Origin of the sequence: Gluconobacter sp. Dm-73, from assembly GCF_018256215.1 — a bacterium.
Lineage (GTDB): Bacteria > Pseudomonadota > Alphaproteobacteria > Acetobacterales > Acetobacteraceae > Gluconobacter > Gluconobacter cadivus.
In genome coordinates, this window is sequence record NZ_JAERLW010000001.1 from 268,319 (window position 1) to 284,955 (window position 16,637).

Below are 16,637 nucleotides of genomic sequence, written 5' to 3' on the forward strand. Positions count from 1 at the left end.
AGGCTTGTTACTCTTGTCGGCAGGTTTGACGCCTGTATTAGGGAAGCATGAGCAGCACCTTTTCCAGTCATCCGCCGTCTGACCCAACAACGCCACGCAATCATGCCTTAACGCTCGTGCGGATTGCGCTGCCACTGGCTTTGTCGCAGCTCTCCGAAATGGCGATGGGTGTCACGGATACGGTCCTGCTCGGTGGGCTCGGTGTGACGGAACTGGCCATTGGTGGTCTGTCCAGCACGTTCTTCTTCACGACAATGGTGACATTTCAGGCCATTCTCGGTGGGGCAGGGGTGCTTCTGTCGCATGGGCGCGGCGCGGAAGATCATGGCCGCACGTCACATGACGGCCGCAGCGTCATGAGCGCGACGCTCGTACTCGCCATTGCGGTTTTTGTTCCGTGTGCCCTGCTGCTGGCTTTTTCGAAAACCATCTTCACTTCCATCGGTGAACCGGCGGAAGTCATCACACATGGCAGCCGCTTCATTGATATTCTGCTGTTGTCACTTCTGCCTGATCTGGCTGTCATTGGCGTTCTGCGTGTCGCGCTGCCAGCGCTAGGCGCCGAGACGCTGCTGCTCTGGATCATGCCCGCCATGGCGGTCTGCAATGGGCTGACCAATGCGGCGCTGATTCACGGCTGGGCGGGGCTTCCTGCTATGGGGCTTTATGGTTCCGCAACGGCCACGACCCTGACTGGCTGGGTCGTCAGCTTTGCCCTGTTCGGTCTCTGCCTGACCCATGAGCGCGTCCGGGCAGTGCTGAAGCCCGCGCCCGTGCAATGGGCCGTCATGAAGGATCTGCTGAAGCTCGGCGGCCCGATGATGATGGGGGCTGCGGCCGAGATCCTGATGTTCCAGATCACCAGTCTGCGTGCCGGTGAGCTCGGAACGCCCAGTCTTGCGGCGCATCAGGTTGCGGTCAATGTCAGTTCGCTGCTGTTCATGGTGTGTCTGGCGATCGGTCAGGCGACGAATGTGCGCGTGGCGTACTGGCGCGGAGCGGGGTGTATGGAACAGGGCCGTCGCGCGGCCCTGACCGGAATGGGCATCGTTCTGATGTGGAGTTTGGCCACATCCTCGCTGCTGCTGATCTGGCCTGAAAAGATCCTGCCGCTTTATTTCTCGAATCGTGCGCCGGACCCCGAAACCACGGCGCTTGTCGTAACGCTTCTCAAGATCGCCGGGCTCTACCAGATCGCAGATGGTCTGCAATGCGTCTTCAACGGTGCGCTTCGGGGCTGCGGAGATGCCGTGACGCCCATGCTGATTGCCATGGCGAGTTATGGTCTGGTCGGGCTGGTGTTCGGAGGATGGCTGGCCTTCCACCAGCATGTTGGTGTGGAAGGCCTCTGGATCGGTATGGCGCTGGCGCTGGCTACGACCTGCGTGGCTTTTGGAATCAGGCTGCTTCGCGTGATGCGGAGGCCCGCGCCTGCCATATCGTAAGCCCGTAGATCACCAGTCCCAACACCGAGAACAGCGCTCCGCCCCAGCCAACGGACCCCAGCCCCAGCCCTGAACTGACCAGCACCGCCCCCAGCCATGCTCCGAAGGCGTTGGCGAGATTGAACGCCGAATGGTTGAGCGAGGCGGCGAGGGTCTGGGCATCTCCGGCAACTTCCATCAGGCGGGTCTGGAGGGCAGGGGAGAGCATGATGATTCCGGCTGGAACCAGAAAGGTGATTGGGAGCATGGCGTAGGGCGACGGTAGCAGCAGCCAGAAGCCCAGCATGAAGACAATGCTTCCCGTGAAGGAGACGATCACCGTCCGGTCGATGCTGCGGTCAACCATGGCTCCGCCAAACGCATTGCCTGCCACCATGCCCAGTCCCCATACGACCTGATAGACAGCCACGAGCCAACCCGGAAGCTGCGTCACTTCCGTCAGTCCGGTCGTCAGAAAGGTGTAGATCCCGAACAAGCCGCCAAATCCGACCGCGCTGGTTAGCAGCGTCAGCAGAACCTGCGGGCGTTTGAACGCGCCGAGTTCGGTGAGTGCGGTTGCGCCCGGATGAGGCCTGTCGCGCGGTGCAAAGAACCAGATCCCCACAAAACACAGAGCGCCCAGAGCCGCGATCGTGCCATAGGCCACACGCCATCCCACGTGATTGGCGGCATAGGTCGAGAGTGGCGACCCGATAACGGTCGAAATCATGATGCCTGACAGCACCCGTCCGACCGCCCGTCCGCGCCGGGCGCGCTCGACCATCGACGCGCCGATCAGGGCCGAGACGCCAAAGAAAGCTCCGTGAGGCAGGCCCGTGATGAAGCGCATGAGTTCGATGCCCGCAAAGCTGGGCATCAGGATGCTGCCAATATTGCCCGCGATGAACAGGCACAGCAGGCAGAGCAGGAGCGTGCGGCGTGGCAGACGCGCGCCCAGGATCGCAATCAGCGGCGCTCCGATGACGACGCCCATGGCATAGGCGGAAATGGCCCAGCTTGCCTGAGAAATGGTGATGTTCAGGGAGTGTGAGAATTCCGGCAGCAGACCCATCATGGCGAATTCGCCGGTGCCGATGGTGAATGTCGCCAGCATGAGGGACAGCATGGCCGGTTCGACACCGTGGGGTGGGCGCACCCGTTCGACGTCGAGAGGTTCGATGGAGTCCATAAGGAGAATTCCGGGAATGGAGGTCAGGACCGTCCTGCCAGTGCCGGATCGTGAAATGCAGTCGTGGCTCCCCATCTCGGAGGAGCCACGACGAACAGATCAGTTCTCGGTCGGCAGTCGGATGGTCTGACCCGGATAAATGTCATCCTTGGCCGTGACAAGCGGTTGATTTGCATCAAGCAGTTCATCGCCGGTGATGTCCTGCGGCAGCTTGTCCGCCACTTCGTCCAGCGTCTTGCTCGTCTTGATTTCCAGAAACTCCGGCTCCGGCGTTCCGGCCGGGACGGCAATTTCGGCTTCAACAGCCGAGACGCCTGCAACATTGCCTGCCGCAAGAATCATCTGGTCGCGGTCCTTGGCATTGTCCGCCTTGCCGCGCAGATAGATCGTGCGATCGTCGATCACCAGATGGGACATGTGCATCTGGGCGAGGCCGAATCTTTTGAAGGCACGCTTGATGACGCTCTCCCCGGGCTTGGGGGGCAGAGGCGCATCAAGGGACTGCACCAGTCCTTCGAGGGAACCTTCGCCGATACGGCCGGCTTTGGGATTGAAGCGGTAGGTTTTCATACGGAAACTCGAAAAAACGTGTTGCTCCCCTTCAGGAGTGCTCGGGAAAAAGCGAAGGGGAGTTCCGGACAGTTAGCGCAGCCGGAGTTGATGTGGTTGCGTACTTTCCGCCCCCCCACTGCAAGAAAATGACATGGCTTGCAAGCAGGTTTTGATTGACCCCGCCCGGGGACTCCTGTAGGCGCGACGGCACAGCCGGAAACGTGGACGTACCGGCCGGTCCAACAGCGCGGGGGTCTGTAATCCCGCCGGTCCGGCATCTGGGTGCGCGCCCGCTCTTTCCAATCCGGGAAAGGGCCTACCGGCACAACAAAACGGACCGCCATGCAGCATGGGGCGGTTCTGATGAGTACAGGGGTCAACCCATGTCAAAGCGCCTTGAGAGCAAGTACAAGATCAACCGCCGCCTCGGCGTCAACCTGTGGGGCCGTGCCAAGTCCCCGGTCAACCGTCGCGAATACGGCCCCGGCCAGCACGGTCAGCGCCGCAAGCAGAAGCCGTCCGACTTCTCCATCCAGCTGATGGCCAAGCAGAAGCTCAAGGGCTACTACGGCAACATCAGCGAGAAGCAGTTCCGCAAGTATTATGACGAAGCCGTCCGTCGCAAGGGCGATACGTCCGAGAACCTGATCGGTCTGCTCGAGCGTCGTCTGGATGCCGTCGTGTACCGCCTGAAGTTCGCGATCACGCCGTTCGCATCGCGTCAGTTCATCAGCCACGGCCACGTCACGGTCAACGGCAAGAAGGTGAACATCCCGTCCTACCTCGTGAAGGAAGGCGACGTCATCGAAGTCCGTTCCTCCTCCAAGCAACTCGCCATCGTGCTTGACGCTGTCCAGACGGGTGAGCGCGACACGCCGGAATACGTCGAAGTCGATCACCGCCAGATGAAGGGCACGTTCCTGCGTGTTCCGGTTCTCTCGGACGTGCCGTACCCGGTGCAGATGGAACCGAACCTGGTCGTCGAGTTCTACTCCCGCTGATCCTGAGCCGGGCCTCATGGCCCGGATCGGAACGCGACCGGAAAATGCCGGATGGGATTTCCCATCCGGCATTTTTTTGTTCTGGCTGGGCGAAGCGTTCATGATGTATCGTTCTGTTACCGATTGATGCGATCTGTATCGCATAGGGGGCAGAGGTACATGCGGGCTGGGCTTTGGATCATTCTGATTTTCGCGGGTCTCTGTGCTTTCGCTCAGGCTCGGGGCATCAATACGTTCATTGCGCCCGACATGCATTATCACCCACCCCCGCCGGGGCCGCATCCCATTCATTGTAAGGATGGAAGCATTGTCTGGACACCCAGACGCTGTCGGGTCATTCCGCCTGTCATGGAGCGTACGGCGGCGGGCAAGACCGTGGATTCCGTACGCAATGTCGTGCGTAGCCTCACGGGGCATACGCTGGGGTTTCGCTGGTAAGTTAGCGCGGGAACGAACCCTTTCTCCCTTGACGGAAAAAGCCGGTTTCTCCACATTGCGCCTCCCAACGGAAAAGCACATTTTCCGGGTGTCCTCTGCTGTTGTCAGACGTGCTATCTGACCCCCGGACACTGCGAGGGAGCCGGTCCCGGACTTCTCCCGGATTTGCTGTTGTCATCGGAGGCATCATGTCAGAGGCGCAGAGCGCTGAAATCAGCCGCGAGATCGCTCGCCGGCGTACGTTCGCAATCATTTCCCATCCTGACGCCGGTAAGACGACCCTGACCGAACGTATCCTGCGGGCAGGTGGCGCGATCCAGATGGCGGGCAATGTCCGCGCCAAGGGCGAACGCCGCCGCACGAAGTCCGACTGGATGGGCATCGAGCGCGACCGTGGTATTTCCGTCGTCACTTCGGTCATGACGTTCGAGTACGGCGACTGCGTTTTCAACCTGCTCGACACTCCGGGCCATGAAGACTTCTCCGAAGACACCTACCGGACCCTGACGGCCGTGGATTGCGCGGTCATGGTCATCGATGCCGCCAAAGGCATCGAAGACCGGACCCGCAAACTGTTCGAAATCTGCCGCCTGCGCGACATTCCCATCGTCACCTTCATCAACAAGATGGACCGTGAGGCGCAGGACTGTTTTGCGCTGCTTGACGAAATTGCCAATACGCTCGCGCTGGACACGTCTCCGGCCACATGGCCGATCGGACGCGCCGCCAAGTTCATCGGCACATACGATCTGCGGACGCAGACAGTGCATACGAAAGAACCTGTCGGCGAGGACGACCCCCGCATCATCCAGATGCGCGAGGAAGTCGAGCTTGCCGAAGCCGCACTGCCTCTGTTCGATCGGGAGTCCTTCGATGCGGGCCATCTGTCTCCGGTCTTCTTCGGCTCGGCCATGAAGGAAATCGGCGTCACGGATCTGCTCGACGCGCTTGTGGCTTATGGTCCGGCACCCCGTGCGCAGCAGACCGAAACCCGCGAGGTGAAGGCTTCCGAAGATCAGGTCACGGCGCTGATTTTCAAAATTCAGGCCAATATGGACCCGAATCATCGCGACCGTATGGCCTTCGCCCGCGTCTGTTCCGGTCGTCTGACCCGTGGGATGCGGTTGAAGCATGTCCGGACCGGCAAGCAGTTCGCCCTGCACACGCCGCAGTTCTTCTTCGCCCGCGACCGCCAGCTTGCCGAAGAGGCGTTTGGTGGCGACGTCGTCGGTATTCCGAACCACGGCACATTGCGGATCGGCGATACGCTGAGCGAGAGCGAAGACCTGCGTTTCACGGGCGTGCCGCACTTCGCCCCCGAAATCCTGCGTCGGGTCCGCCTCGATGACGCCATGAAGGCCAAGAAGCTGCGTCAGGCTCTCGTGGAACTGGCCGAGGAAGGCGTGGTTCAGCTTTTCCGCCCGCAGGATGGCCTTTCGCCGATCGTGGGTGTGGTCGGAACACTTCAGCTCGACGTGCTTCAGTCGCGTCTGCTGGGCGAGTATGGTGTGACCATCGGTTTCGAAAGCACGCCTTACTCGCTGGCCCGCTGGATCACGGGTGACCGTGCCAAGATCGAGATGTTCCAGGACATGAACCGCTCCGCCATGGCCGACGATCTGGACGGAGACCCGGTTTTCCTCGCGACCTCCTCTTTCATGATGCGTCGGACCATCGAGATGAACCCCGATCTGGCGTTTCACGACATCAAACAGATCGGCATGTCAGCCGCGTAAACATCAAAACCTCGCTCTGCAAGGAGCGGGGTTTTTCTTTACAGCCCCATCAGGGACAGAATATCGGCAAAACTGCGTAGCGACGCACCCTGCACAACCAGTGGTCGTCCGATCTGGAGCGCTTTCTGTCGTGCCAGAAGCCGATCCTTTTCGGTACTGCACACTCCATAATCGGCGACCTGCGCAAACCCGACTGTACGCCGGATCATTTCAAGCCCACAGAACCCGGCCGTATCGCGCAGAATGTCGTGCAGGAACGTCTCGATCAGATCCTGACGGGCCGCAGGTCCGGACAGAGCCCACTGATCGCCACCCTCCTTCGAGAGGCTGGATCGTAGTTCTGTCGAGAAGCTCTGCCAGAAGGCCAGCATTTCGTCTCTGAGGAATGCGGCCTTGTGTGGTGCGGCGCAGAGATGCAGCGCCAGATTGCCCAGATAAAGCCCGCAATCGAACCCGACCGGCCCCATCGTGGCGAACTCGCCGTCAATGACTCGGACATCCGAACCGTCCAGCATGATGGAGCCGGTATGCAGGTCGCCATGAAGCAGCGCCTGCCTTGCTGTCAGGAAACGCTCCTGAAGCCGGCCAACAGCCTGATGCAAATTCTGGTCGTTCTGAAGCGCTTTCACGTCTTCACGCAGACCGGCCTCCGGCTCCGGGTTACGATCACAGACGCGGTACGGGTCTGTCAGGATCAGATCGACCGTAATGCGGGTGAGGGCGGTATTGCCGGAAAACTGCTCCAGCAGGCGCGCTCCGGCCTCAAACGGCTGGTTCACCCATCCCGTCGCCTGCACGGTTCTGGCCACATAGGTTCCGATCACGGCGGAAAATCCCGGAAGCGCACGATCCGCGATCAGCGCCGATCGCAGAACTTCATGAGCCGTCAGACATTCCATGACGATCAGAAACAGATCTGCATCATAGGCCAAGAACTCCGGCATCAACCCCGGAACGGCAGGCGCCATAGTCTGCATATAGCGCGATTCATACAGCGCCCGCTCCAGTGGCATCGGCCAGTCCGGCGCGACACGCACATGGGGCAACGCCTGTTTGCAGCACAGTGCGTCCGTCGGACCCCTGACCAGAAACACCGTATTGAGGTTGCCGTCGCTGACCTCCCGAATGGTCCAGTCGGCAGCCTTGCCGCCCAGACGCTCCGAAAGATCCGGCTGTTGTACGAGCCAGTCCCGCAATCCCGCAGCGTCCAGAATATGATAGGTCATCGGTTTTGCTCCAGCATGGCGGAGAGGGTTGGGACGAGCGGTGTGGGCAGTGTCGTATCGGGCCGGATTAGCATCAATGTTTGATACTCGGCATTGCCCAGACGGCTACAACGTTCTTTTAGCGCTTCGAAATCCAACTCGGTGGTGATCTCCATACCGACATCCACGATATGCGTCTGCGGATGTTCACAGGCCAGAAGACAACCTTCGATCTGACATTCCGTCTCAGCCACCCCGAGTTCTTCAAAACATTCCGCCATTAACTGGGCTGCAAGATCAATCTGCGCTTCGCCAGCACGGCTTTCCACATTGCCCGCCGGAGCGCCCTGCCAGTATCCGGGCAGATAGAGAGAGTGTTCCGAGCGCTGCCCGATCACGATCCCGTCTGTCGTCCGGAAAAGGCCCACAACTGCCAGTGGGCGCAGAAAATCCGCCCCATACAGATCTGGTTCTCGCATCTGGGCCAGAACCCGCCTGTATTCCGACCAGTGCCCACGGATGATTTCTGCTTCGATCACATCCGCGCAGAAAACGCGTCCGTTATAGAGCGTGGGATGCTTTGTCAGCGCGGCATTCCAGTGCGATGCCACACGACTTTCAATTTCTGAAGGCAGTTCCGGCATATCCCGCTCAACCCGAACCACGACCTGAGGGGCCAAAGGGGTGACGGGCCATGCAGATCGGAAATCAGACATCGATCGCTCCGGGCGGGACAGCGGGAAGGGTACCCTTCATGGACTGGAACCTTCGGCCCCGCAACGCTCTATCAGGGCATGTCCAGCCGGACCGAAACCGGGCAGTGATCCGAAAGTCCGGCAGGGGCCGTATCGTTTTTATAGGTCATGACCCGCAGGCTGTCCGGCACAAGCCAGTTCCGTGCCGCATTGCCCAGCAGGATATGGTCGATGAAATATTCGCCGCCCCAGCAGGGACTGGCCTTGCCCGCCGTCGTCAGCGTGACAGGCGTTTCAGTCTCGATCTGCTGCATCAGCGGATCATGCAGCGTCAGGCGCCGGTTGAAGTCTCCCAGAACGACATAGGCCTCGCCCTCGTCCTGCCGTTCGAGCATCCAGTCCTGCATGACTCGAACCTGCTGATATAGGGTAGGGCAGGAGTGTTGACGCTGGTTCAGCGGCTGCTCCCAGCATCCCGTTTTGAGATGCACGACCAGCAGACGCAGGCTGGCGTGCGCATCGCTGATGGTGACATCCAAACCACCGCGAAGTTGGTGAGGTGCATCTGGTGCTGCGACATTGAGGGCCGAGAGTTCCTCATTGACCGTCACATGCAGATCGCGGCGGACGGCAACCCCCACCCTCTGCACCACCGCATCAGGCGTCAGAACGATCTGATATATTTTGGGGCTGAAAACGTGGGAAGCGGCGATCGGGCCGTCCACTTCCTCAAAAGCCACGACATCTGAGTCCAGATGCCGGGCATAGGCCGCGAGTTTTGAAAAATCGCGATGCTCTCCACCGGGAACATCATCCGGCAGTGCTTCATCGCCCGAGGGGCGAAGGGTCAGCCAGTCCATGTTCCAGGTCGAGAGTTTTAGAATATGCGCCGAAGCTGTTTCCATGCTGGCAATCCCGATAAGACCGGCCAGCACGGAAGCCGTGGCCTGTTTCAGGCGGCCTGCCCTTCGGTAGCGCACATTTCTTCAAGCACGCTCTCGACGGTGCGTGTCTTGCGTGTGCTCTCATCAATGATGAGGATCTCGCCTTTGGGAATGTCGTAGAACCAGCCCTGTAGCTTCAATTCACCCTGCGCCAGCGCCCGCACGACGGCAGGGTGCGTGCGCAGATGCACAAGCTGGAGCATGACGTTGTATTCGGCCAGCGAACGGATATCTTCCGGGCCAGCATCTTCTGCCTTGAGGTTCCCAAGTGCGGCGCGGGCGGCTTCGCCATGACGCATCCAGCTCTTGACCGTCGGCAGATTGTCCAGCTTCGGCGAATTCAGATCCATCAGGGCGCCCATTGCGCCACAGTTGGAATGCCCGCAGATGATGACGTTCTTCACCTTGAGCGCGCCGACCGCATATTCGATCGCAGACGACACACCGCCCAGCATCTCGCCATAAGCCGGCACGATATTGCCGACATTGCGTACGATGAACAGCTCACCCGGCTCTGTCTGGGTAATCAGACTTGGGCTGATCCGGCTATCGGCGCAGGTGATGAACAGGGTTGACGGAGACTGGCTGGAAGCCAGGCTCTCGAACAGTTCTGCACTCTCGGGATAAACGTCCGTTTCGAATTTCCGGACGCCGCCCAGCAGTTTCGCCAGAGTATCACGACCACAGGCCATGGTGTTCTCCTTCATCTTGAACTACCGGGCAGTTAGAAGGCTTTATCAGGACAGGTAAAGCATGATTCCGGTCAACCCATGCTTTGTCACTGCCCTGACATACCATGATGCGATTGCTTATGCTGCTCCCAATGTCGTGCGCAGCATTGCAAAGACCGCATCCGCATTGGCATCCGGGCCACCGGCCTGTGCCATATCCGGCCGTCCACCGCCGCCTTTTCCACCCATCAGCGCGGAGGCCTCACGGACGAGCTTTACCGCATCCAGACGGTCCGTCAGGTCCTTGGTCACGGCAATCACAATACTGCCACGGCCATCCGCATTGGACATCAGCGCCACCACGCCGGACCCGATCTGCTGGGAAATGCTCTCCGCCAGACCCTTAAGTTCCTTGGGACTGACATCTCCCAGATCGCGGGCCGAAAGCGTGATGCCGTTGATGCTCTCGGTTGCGCTTGTGCCTTCGCCGGTGGCCAGCTTGCGCTGAAGATCGGACACCTGCGACGTCAGGGATTTGCGCTCTTCGAGCAGCGCCGCCACACGGGCAGCAGCGTCGGCCACGGGAACCTTGAGCAGATCCGCGATCTGCTTCAGGCGGTTCTCGGTTTCCAGTGCCAGCGCTTCGGCTGCCAAACCGCAGACCGCTTCAATCCGCCGCACGCCAGCCGAGACACCGCTTTCCGAAACGATCCGGAACGGCCCGATCTCGCCTACGCGGCCTACATGCGTGCCACCACACAGTTCGATGGAATAGGCCGTGCGATCATCGTCGCCCTTGCCCATCGAGACGACGCGGACCTCGTCGCCGTATTTTTCGCCAAAGAGCGCCATCGCACCTTCCGCAACGGCTTCGTCCTGCGTCATCAGGCGCGTCTGAACCGGAGCATTCTCGCGGATGCGGGCATTGACCTCCGCCTCGACTGCCGCAAGTTCCTCATCTGTCAGCGGACGTGGCTGGCTGATATCGAAGCGCAGACGCTCCGGCGCATTCAGGCTGCCCTTCTGCGTGACATGGGTTCCGACCTGACGGCGCAGGGCTTCATGCAGCAGATGGGTCGCGGAATGATGGCCACGAACTGCCGTGCGGCGGGCGTGATCGATCTCGGCATGAACCGCCATGCCCGGCTTCAGCGTGCCTTCGACAACCTTGCCGTAATGGACGATCAGATCGCCGTTGCGCTTCTGCGTATCCGTGATCTCGACGCGCAGACCTGCGGCTGTCAGCGTTCCATGATCGCCGACCTGACCGCCGCTTTCGCCGTAGAACGGCGTTTGGTTCAGCAGGATCGCAACCGTATCGTCGCCAGCAGGGGCCGAAGCCAGTTCGTCATTGCCATGGAAGATACCCAGCACTTCCGCATCGGATTTTTCCGAAACATAGCCGAGGAACTCGCTGGGGCCGTGCCTGTCGCGCGCATCGAACCAGACCGTCTCGGCCGCGGTGTCGCCCGATCCAACCCAGGCCGCGCGCGCGCGCTTACGCTGCTCGGCCATGGCGGTCTCGAAGCCGCTCTCGTCAACCGTGCGCCCCTTTTCGCGCAGGGCGTCCTGCGTCAGGTCGAGCGGGAAGCCGAACGTGTCATACAGCTTGAACGCCACATCGCCGGGAAGGGCTGCCGTTTCGCCCAGACGGTCCAGTTCATCGGAGAGCAGCGTCAGGCCACGCTCCAGAAGTGCTGTGAAGCGTTCTTCCTCGCCCTTCATCGTCTGCGCGATGAGCACCTGATGCTGGACCAGTTCGGGATAAGCCGCGCCCATCTGCTGGATCAGCGCCGGGAGCAGGCGATAGAAGACAGGCTCCTTCGCGCCCATCATATGCAGATGGCGCATGGCACGGCGCATGATGCGACGCAGCACATAGCCACGCCCTTCCTTGGACGGCAGCACGCCATCGGCGATCAGGAAGGCGGTAGAGCGCAGATGGTCGGCGACAACGCGGTGGCTGGACTTGAATGCCCCATCCGCGTCCTGATGCATCACATCAGCCGAGGCTTCGATGAGCGCACGCATGGTATCGGTATCATAATTGTCGCGTTTGCCCTGCATGATCGCGGCGAAACGCTCCAGCCCCATACCCGTATCGATCGAAGGGCGGGGCAGCGAGTCACGCGAACCGTCCGGCTGATCGAGGAACTGCATGAACACGAGGTTCCAGATCTCGACGAAACGGTCGCCGTCTTCGTCCGGGCTGCCCGGAGGGCCACCGAAGACGCTGTCCCCATGGTCGTAGAAAATCTCGGAACACGGACCGCACGGTCCCGTATCGCCCATGCGCCAGAAGTTGTCGGATGTCCCAATGCGGATGATCCGATCATGGGACAGCCCGGCGATTTTCTTCCAAAGTTCCGCGGCGTCTTCGTCTTCCGCATAGACGGTGGCGAGCAGCTTTTCTTTTGGTAGTCCAAAATCGCGTGTCAGCAGCGTCCAAGCGAATTCGATAGCTTCGGGTTTGAAATAATCTCCGAAGCTGAAATTCCCCATCATCTCAAAGAACGTATGATGGCGCGCCGTGTAGCCGACATTATCGAGATCGTTGTGCTTGCCGCCTGCCCGCACGACTTTCTGCGCCGTGGTGGCGCGGGAATAGGGACGGGTTTCCTGACCGGTGAAGACGTTCTTAAACGGCACCATGCCAGCGTTGGTGAACAGCAGTGTCGGGTCATTCTGCGGCACCAGCGATGCCGACGGAACAATGCGGTGGCCTTGTGCACCGAAATATTCGAGAAAGGCCGATCTGATATCGTTGGTGCTGGTCATGATAAGGGAGCGTCAGTTCCGGAAAAGCAGGGAAATCGTCTGCCTGTCCTAGACTATTGTAGCGGCCTTGGAAATGCAGCCTTCAGTCATTGCGGTCATGCAGTCTGAAGGTGTTATTCTCCAGACCCGACAGATCCGGTTCGGGTTCCGGTGCCGTCAGTCCGGCGGCAGGGATCTCTACTGCCATCTGGACGAGTTCCAGCGGAGTTTCTGGTGTCTGGGCGCGAAAGACGAGACGTCGCGAAAGATTGAAATTGGCGACCATGCCGCACAGCGCGCCTGCGGCCAGGGCCAGTGCAGGAAAATGCACGGTCAGTGGAACCGTAGCGTAAAGCAGGAAAACCATTCCACGGTTGAGGAGAAATCCGAACGAATTGGCCAGCAGGAATCGAAGCCATTGCAGGATCATATGCTGGTTGTCGGTGGCGGAAAGCCGAAAGGTCCAGAAACGGTTGAGGCACCAGTTTCCGGTCGCTGCCACGAAATAGGCAATCAGCGTTGCTGCGACTAACCCTGCTGGCTGGCGCAGCAGGGACACAGTTCCCCAGTCCACAAGAAATCCGAGAGCCCCGACAATCCCAAAACGCAGGAACTGGTCAATGATTTCCGGGCGGCTGCGCGGATAAAAGATACGGCTGCGTCGCAAGGGAGCATGTCTCCGGTGTGTCGGGGTGGAGTGGCTCTAGCGTGCCGGGAAAGAGACATGCAAGGGCGTTCTGTCTTCAGTCTGGATGAGCGCATAAAGAAAAAGGCGCCCCGAAGGACGCCTTTCTCAGAAACCGAAGTCGAAGACCCCGGCGTCAGATCATGTCTGGATTACTTCAGGATGATCTCGACGCGACGGTTCTGCGGCTCGCGGGTGTTCGGGCCGGTCGGCACCAGCGGGTTGGATTCACCGTAGCCGTGGATGTCGATGGCAGCAGCCGGGACACCGTCACGGATCAGTTCAGCCTTCACGCTGGAAGCGCGACGGTTGGACAGACCGAGGTTGTACTTCACGCCGCGCGGACCCGGGTGAGCAGCGGAGTTATCCGTGTAGCCGTTGACTTCGATGCGCGTCGTCTGGACGTGCGTGGAAGCCTGGGCTGCCTGGGCAACGATCTCACGGGCGCGGCCCGTCAGGTCAGACTTGTCCCAGTCGAAGAACACGAGATACGTGCGAGCCGGGGTCGGAGCGGGCGGAACGATGACCGGAGCCGGCGGCGGCGGCGGGGGAGCCGTGTCGAAGGCATAGCGCAGGCCCAGGATGAACTGGTGCGAGAAGCGCTGGTCGAAGTTCACGTTGCCCTTGTGAACGCCGGAAGCGTTGTAGGACGTAGCGCGATACGGACCGTCTGCGAAGGTCTGGCCAATGAAACGGTATTCCGTCGTGACTGCCAGGCCCGGAACATTCGGGATGTCGTAAGCTGCACCGACGATACCCTGGTACGCGAAGCTGCCCTGTGTTCCGCCCATGCGGGTCACATTGCCGTTGTCGTACTGGGTGGTGGTCGGGTTGTAGTGCTGCCACAGGTAGCCAGCGCCAACACCGACGAACGGCGTGACAGGAACGTTCAGGCCGAAGTTGGCGAGATCGATGTCATACAGGACATTGACGAGGCCGCCGTAAGCCTGATCGGAACCGCGGGTAGAACCCGTTGCTGCCGTGTGGTTGCGGTGGTTGAGCTGAGAGTAGTTGTACAGACCCTCGACTTCAACGCGCAGACCGTTGCCGAAGCCCCAGCCGAATGCACCAAAACCAGTGAAACCGTCGTGGTGACGATACTGAGACTTGGAACCAGCATTGCTGCTCGTACCGTCTGCCTGTGTCGTCGGCGAGAAATGACCGTGCTGGTTCTGGACCAGATTGTACCCACCACCCAGGTCGACATAGGGACCGGTGATCGTGCTGGCCATGGCAAGCGACGGTGCGGCGACCATCGACGTCATGGCAAGGAGTGCCGTGCGGAGACGCATGTTTTCGTCCTCTTAGTGACTAACGTTCGAGCCGTTGGAAAATGCTTTCACCAACGGACCCAGCGCGATGCATAAGCGCATATAGAACTCAGAGTTCCCGGCGACAAAGCCACTCAGGGGGTTCCAGCTCTACTCGGGGGAAGGGAGTGACATAAAAGCCACAATCCATTTCGCCCGCTTCACGATCTACGCCTCGCGTCTACGCTGCCTTAGCTCAAGGTTCCAGCAGACGCCAGAGCCTCTCGCAGAAAGCAGCTATGCAAAAGGAGTTGTAAAACAGCTATTTAGCCGAGGTATGACGAAATTTTAACATTCATCACGGGCGGCAACCCTCGCTTACAAGCAGATTACGCACTGTTTCTGCAGGGATTTCGCGTGTGGAGAAGGCTTTTCCAATTCCGCGCAACAGGACGAACGCAACCTTTCCGTCCTGCATTTTCTTATCCCGAGTCATGTGGTGCAGAAGTATTTCTGCCGAGAACGAGTCCCTGAACCAGTCAAAGCTCACCGGCATACCCAGACTGCGCAGATGCCGGTCCAGTCGATGCAGGTCTTCGACGGGGGCATAACCCAGCTCCACGGAAAGCGCCATCGCCAGATGAATGCCGATTGAAACCGCTTCGCCATGCAAAAGACGTCCGTCATATTCCAGTTCCGCTTCCAAAGCGTGACCGAAAGTATGCCCCAGATTGAGTAGGGCGCGTCCTCCGACAGAAGCCTGTTCCTTTTCGTCGGCAGCCACGACGGCCGCTTTGAAAGCACAGGCGCGGCGCACGGCTTCCGCAAGAGCCGCGGGATCGCCTTCCAGAACATTCTGTCCGTAGTTTTCGCACCAGGCGAACAGGTCCGGATCTGCGATCAGGCCGGATTTGACGATCTCGGCATAGCCAGCAATGCGCTGACGACGGGGCAGGGTGGCCAGAGCGGACGTGTCGGCTAGAACGGCCACAGGTTGATGGAACGCTCCGATCAGGTTTTTGCCCGCCGCCGCGTTGATGCCGGTCTTGCCGCCGACGCTGCTATCTACCTGAGAGAGCAGCGTCGTGGGGATCTGCACGAAAGGCAATCCGCGCAAGGCCGTTGCTGCAACAAAACCGGCAAGATCTCCGACCACGCCGCCTCCCAGCGCCACAATGGTCGTCTTGCGTTCGATGCCCGTGGACAGAAGCCGGTTCATCACGTCGCCGTAACAGGCGAGGGATTTGCTCTCTTCGCCCCCGGAAACCGAAATCACGTCCGCACGGATGCCCGTTTCTTCGAAAGACGCCAACAGACGCGGCAGATGCAGGCCGGCCACGATGTCGTCAGTAATGACGACCACGCGTTTCTGGGGGAGATGCGGGGCGAGCAGAGCGCCGGCACGGGAGATGAGATCGGGCCCGATCAGCACGTCATAGCTGTGATGGTTGAGCGACACATGCACCGTCTCCGGCCTGCGATATTCCTCCAGAACTTCCCGTACCCGTTGCACGCCCTGTTCCACGGTTTCGTCTCCACAATCGATAATGATGTCTGCTTCGGCGTAAACCGGATAGCGCAGCCCGACGAGCCGCTCCAGAACTTCGTCGGGACGTCCCTGGGCCAGGAGCGGTCGCCCCGGGCGGCCTGCAACCCGCTTGACCAGCACATGCACGGGCGCGCGCAGCCAGATCGAGACCGCATGACGGCGCACCAGCCGACGGGTCTGGGCGTCCATCCAGGCACCGCCTCCCGTTGCAAGGATGCACGGTGGCCCATCAAGAAGGCGCTGGATGACGCGCCGTTCCCCGTCCCGGAACGCGGCTTCGCCATGTCGGGCAAAGATTTCGGGAATCGAGCATCCGGCAGCGCGTTCGATTTCGACGTCCGCATCGACGAAGGGCAGACCACAGATCTGGGCAAGGCGCCGTCCGATGGTGGTTTTGCCAGCCCCCATCATCCCAACGAGGACAACCGTGCGTGACGGGATGCCGTCGGATGAGAAAAAGGGTTCCGACTTGGCTGAAAGGGAGAATGGCAGGCGTGACATGCCCTGCTACCTATCATAGGAGAAGGGACACGTCCTGCCC

Annotated in this window: 14 protein-coding genes; 4 read left to right on the forward strand and 10 right to left on the reverse strand. The window is 60.2% G+C overall.

What is annotated here, in order from left to right; genetic code table 11:
- Positions 1 to 47 precede the first annotated feature (47 nt).
- Positions 48 to 1,445: an MATE family efflux transporter gene (locus tag JK176_RS01260; RefSeq protein ID WP_211586021.1), complete on the forward strand. Its 1,398-nt coding sequence runs from the start codon at positions 48 to 50 to the stop codon at positions 1,443 to 1,445.
- Here JK176_RS01260 and JK176_RS01265 read toward each other — a convergent pair.
- The gene (locus tag JK176_RS01265) at positions 1,399 to 2,613 is read right to left on the reverse strand and encodes an MFS transporter (RefSeq protein WP_211586022.1); all 1,215 of its coding nucleotides are present in this window, start codon (positions 2,611 to 2,613) and stop codon (positions 1,399 to 1,401) included. The two genes, JK176_RS01260 and JK176_RS01265, sit on opposite strands and share 47 nt — an antisense overlap.
- 99 nt (positions 2,614 to 2,712) lie before the next feature.
- The gene (locus JK176_RS01270; protein WP_062033644.1) at positions 2,713 to 3,183 is read right to left on the reverse strand and encodes a BON domain-containing protein; all 471 of its coding nucleotides are present in this window, start codon (positions 3,181 to 3,183) and stop codon (positions 2,713 to 2,715) included.
- A 365-nt stretch (positions 3,184 to 3,548) separates the two neighbouring features.
- On the opposite strand from JK176_RS01270, the gene rpsD reads away from it, so the two are divergent.
- The 3 genes from rpsD to JK176_RS01285 all read left to right on the forward strand — a co-directional run bounded on the left by rpsD (position 3,549) and on the right by JK176_RS01285 (position 6,340).
- Positions 3,549 to 4,166 carry a 30S ribosomal protein S4 gene (gene rpsD / locus JK176_RS01275; RefSeq protein WP_099285388.1) on the forward strand — a complete coding sequence of 206 codons (618 nt, stop codon included), beginning with the start codon at positions 3,549 to 3,551 and terminating at the stop codon, positions 4,164 to 4,166.
- A gap of 159 nt (positions 4,167 to 4,325) precedes the next feature.
- The gene (locus JK176_RS01280; protein ID WP_211586023.1) at positions 4,326 to 4,604 is read left to right on the forward strand and encodes a hypothetical protein; all 279 of its coding nucleotides are present in this window, start codon (positions 4,326 to 4,328) and stop codon (positions 4,602 to 4,604) included.
- 188 nt (positions 4,605 to 4,792) lie between these two features.
- The gene (locus JK176_RS01285) at positions 4,793 to 6,340 is read left to right on the forward strand and encodes a peptide chain release factor 3 (RefSeq protein WP_099285386.1); all 1,548 of its coding nucleotides are present in this window, start codon (positions 4,793 to 4,795) and stop codon (positions 6,338 to 6,340) included.
- Positions 6,341 to 6,378: 38 nt separating this feature from the next.
- Here the strand turns inward: JK176_RS01285 and mtnK are convergent, their stop codons facing one another.
- From mtnK to aroB, 8 genes are all read right to left on the reverse strand, one after another.
- Complete coding sequence (mtnK, locus tag JK176_RS01290; protein ID WP_211586024.1) at positions 6,379 to 7,566, reverse strand: S-methyl-5-thioribose kinase; 1,188 nt, start codon at positions 7,564 to 7,566, stop codon at positions 6,379 to 6,381.
- A complete protein-coding gene (locus tag JK176_RS01295) occupies positions 7,563 to 8,261 on the reverse strand; it encodes a hypothetical protein (RefSeq protein WP_211586025.1) in 699 nt (232 codons plus the stop codon). Before JK176_RS01295 ends, mtnK begins: the two co-directional genes overlap by 4 nt.
- A 71-nt stretch (positions 8,262 to 8,332) precedes the next feature.
- A complete protein-coding gene (locus JK176_RS01300) occupies positions 8,333 to 9,145 on the reverse strand; it encodes an endonuclease/exonuclease/phosphatase family protein (RefSeq protein ID WP_211586146.1) in 813 nt (270 codons plus the stop codon).
- A gap of 47 nt (positions 9,146 to 9,192) precedes the next feature.
- Positions 9,193 to 9,876 carry a carbonic anhydrase gene (locus tag JK176_RS01305; RefSeq protein WP_194261675.1) on the reverse strand — a complete coding sequence of 228 codons (684 nt, stop codon included), beginning with the start codon at positions 9,874 to 9,876 and terminating at the stop codon, positions 9,193 to 9,195.
- Between the two features lie 117 nt (positions 9,877 to 9,993).
- Positions 9,994 to 12,633: an alanine--tRNA ligase gene (alaS, locus tag JK176_RS01310; protein ID WP_211586026.1), complete on the reverse strand. Its 2,640-nt coding sequence runs from the start codon at positions 12,631 to 12,633 to the stop codon at positions 9,994 to 9,996.
- Between the two features lie 82 nt (positions 12,634 to 12,715).
- Positions 12,716 to 13,279 carry a GtrA family protein gene (locus tag JK176_RS01315; protein ID WP_099285381.1) on the reverse strand — a complete coding sequence of 188 codons (564 nt, stop codon included), beginning with the start codon at positions 13,277 to 13,279 and terminating at the stop codon, positions 12,716 to 12,718.
- Positions 13,280 to 13,449: 170 nt separating this feature from the next.
- Positions 13,450 to 14,589 carry an OmpA family protein gene (locus JK176_RS01320; RefSeq protein WP_099285380.1) on the reverse strand — a complete coding sequence of 380 codons (1,140 nt, stop codon included), beginning with the start codon at positions 14,587 to 14,589 and terminating at the stop codon, positions 13,450 to 13,452.
- Between the two features lie 316 nt (positions 14,590 to 14,905).
- Entirely contained in the window at positions 14,906 to 16,597 is a 1,692-nt protein-coding gene (gene aroB, locus JK176_RS01325) for a 3-dehydroquinate synthase (RefSeq protein ID WP_211586028.1), read from the reverse strand.
- Between the last annotated feature and the right edge of the window lie 40 nt (positions 16,598 to 16,637).

Bases quoted from the DNA above. Each gene is read 5' to 3' on its own strand.
- JK176_RS01260 (WP_211586021.1), top strand. From the start codon at position 48: ATGAGCAGCACCTTTTCCAGTCATCCGCCGTCTGACCCAACAACGCCA.
- JK176_RS01265 (WP_211586022.1), bottom strand. From the start codon at position 2,613: ATGGACTCCATCGAACCTCTCGACGTCGAACGGGTGCGCCCACCCCAC.
- JK176_RS01270 (WP_062033644.1), bottom strand. From the start codon at position 3,183: ATGAAAACCTACCGCTTCAATCCCAAAGCCGGCCGTATCGGCGAAGGT.
- rpsD (WP_099285388.1), top strand. From the start codon at position 3,549: ATGTCAAAGCGCCTTGAGAGCAAGTACAAGATCAACCGCCGCCTCGGC.
- JK176_RS01280 (WP_211586023.1), top strand. From the start codon at position 4,326: ATGCGGGCTGGGCTTTGGATCATTCTGATTTTCGCGGGTCTCTGTGCT.
- JK176_RS01285 (WP_099285386.1), top strand. From the start codon at position 4,793: ATGTCAGAGGCGCAGAGCGCTGAAATCAGCCGCGAGATCGCTCGCCGG.
- mtnK (WP_211586024.1), bottom strand. From the start codon at position 7,566: ATGACCTATCATATTCTGGACGCTGCGGGATTGCGGGACTGGCTCGTA.
- JK176_RS01295 (WP_211586025.1), bottom strand. From the start codon at position 8,261: ATGTCTGATTTCCGATCTGCATGGCCCGTCACCCCTTTGGCCCCTCAG.
- JK176_RS01300 (WP_211586146.1), bottom strand. From the start codon at position 9,145: ATGGAAACAGCTTCGGCGCATATTCTAAAACTCTCGACCTGGAACATG.
- JK176_RS01305 (WP_194261675.1), bottom strand. From the start codon at position 9,876: ATGGCCTGTGGTCGTGATACTCTGGCGAAACTGCTGGGCGGCGTCCGG.
- alaS (WP_211586026.1), bottom strand. From the start codon at position 12,633: ATGACCAGCACCAACGATATCAGATCGGCCTTTCTCGAATATTTCGGT.
- JK176_RS01320 (WP_099285380.1), bottom strand. From the start codon at position 14,589: ATGCGTCTCCGCACGGCACTCCTTGCCATGACGTCGATGGTCGCCGCA.
- aroB (WP_211586028.1), bottom strand. From the start codon at position 16,597: ATGTCACGCCTGCCATTCTCCCTTTCAGCCAAGTCGGAACCCTTTTTC.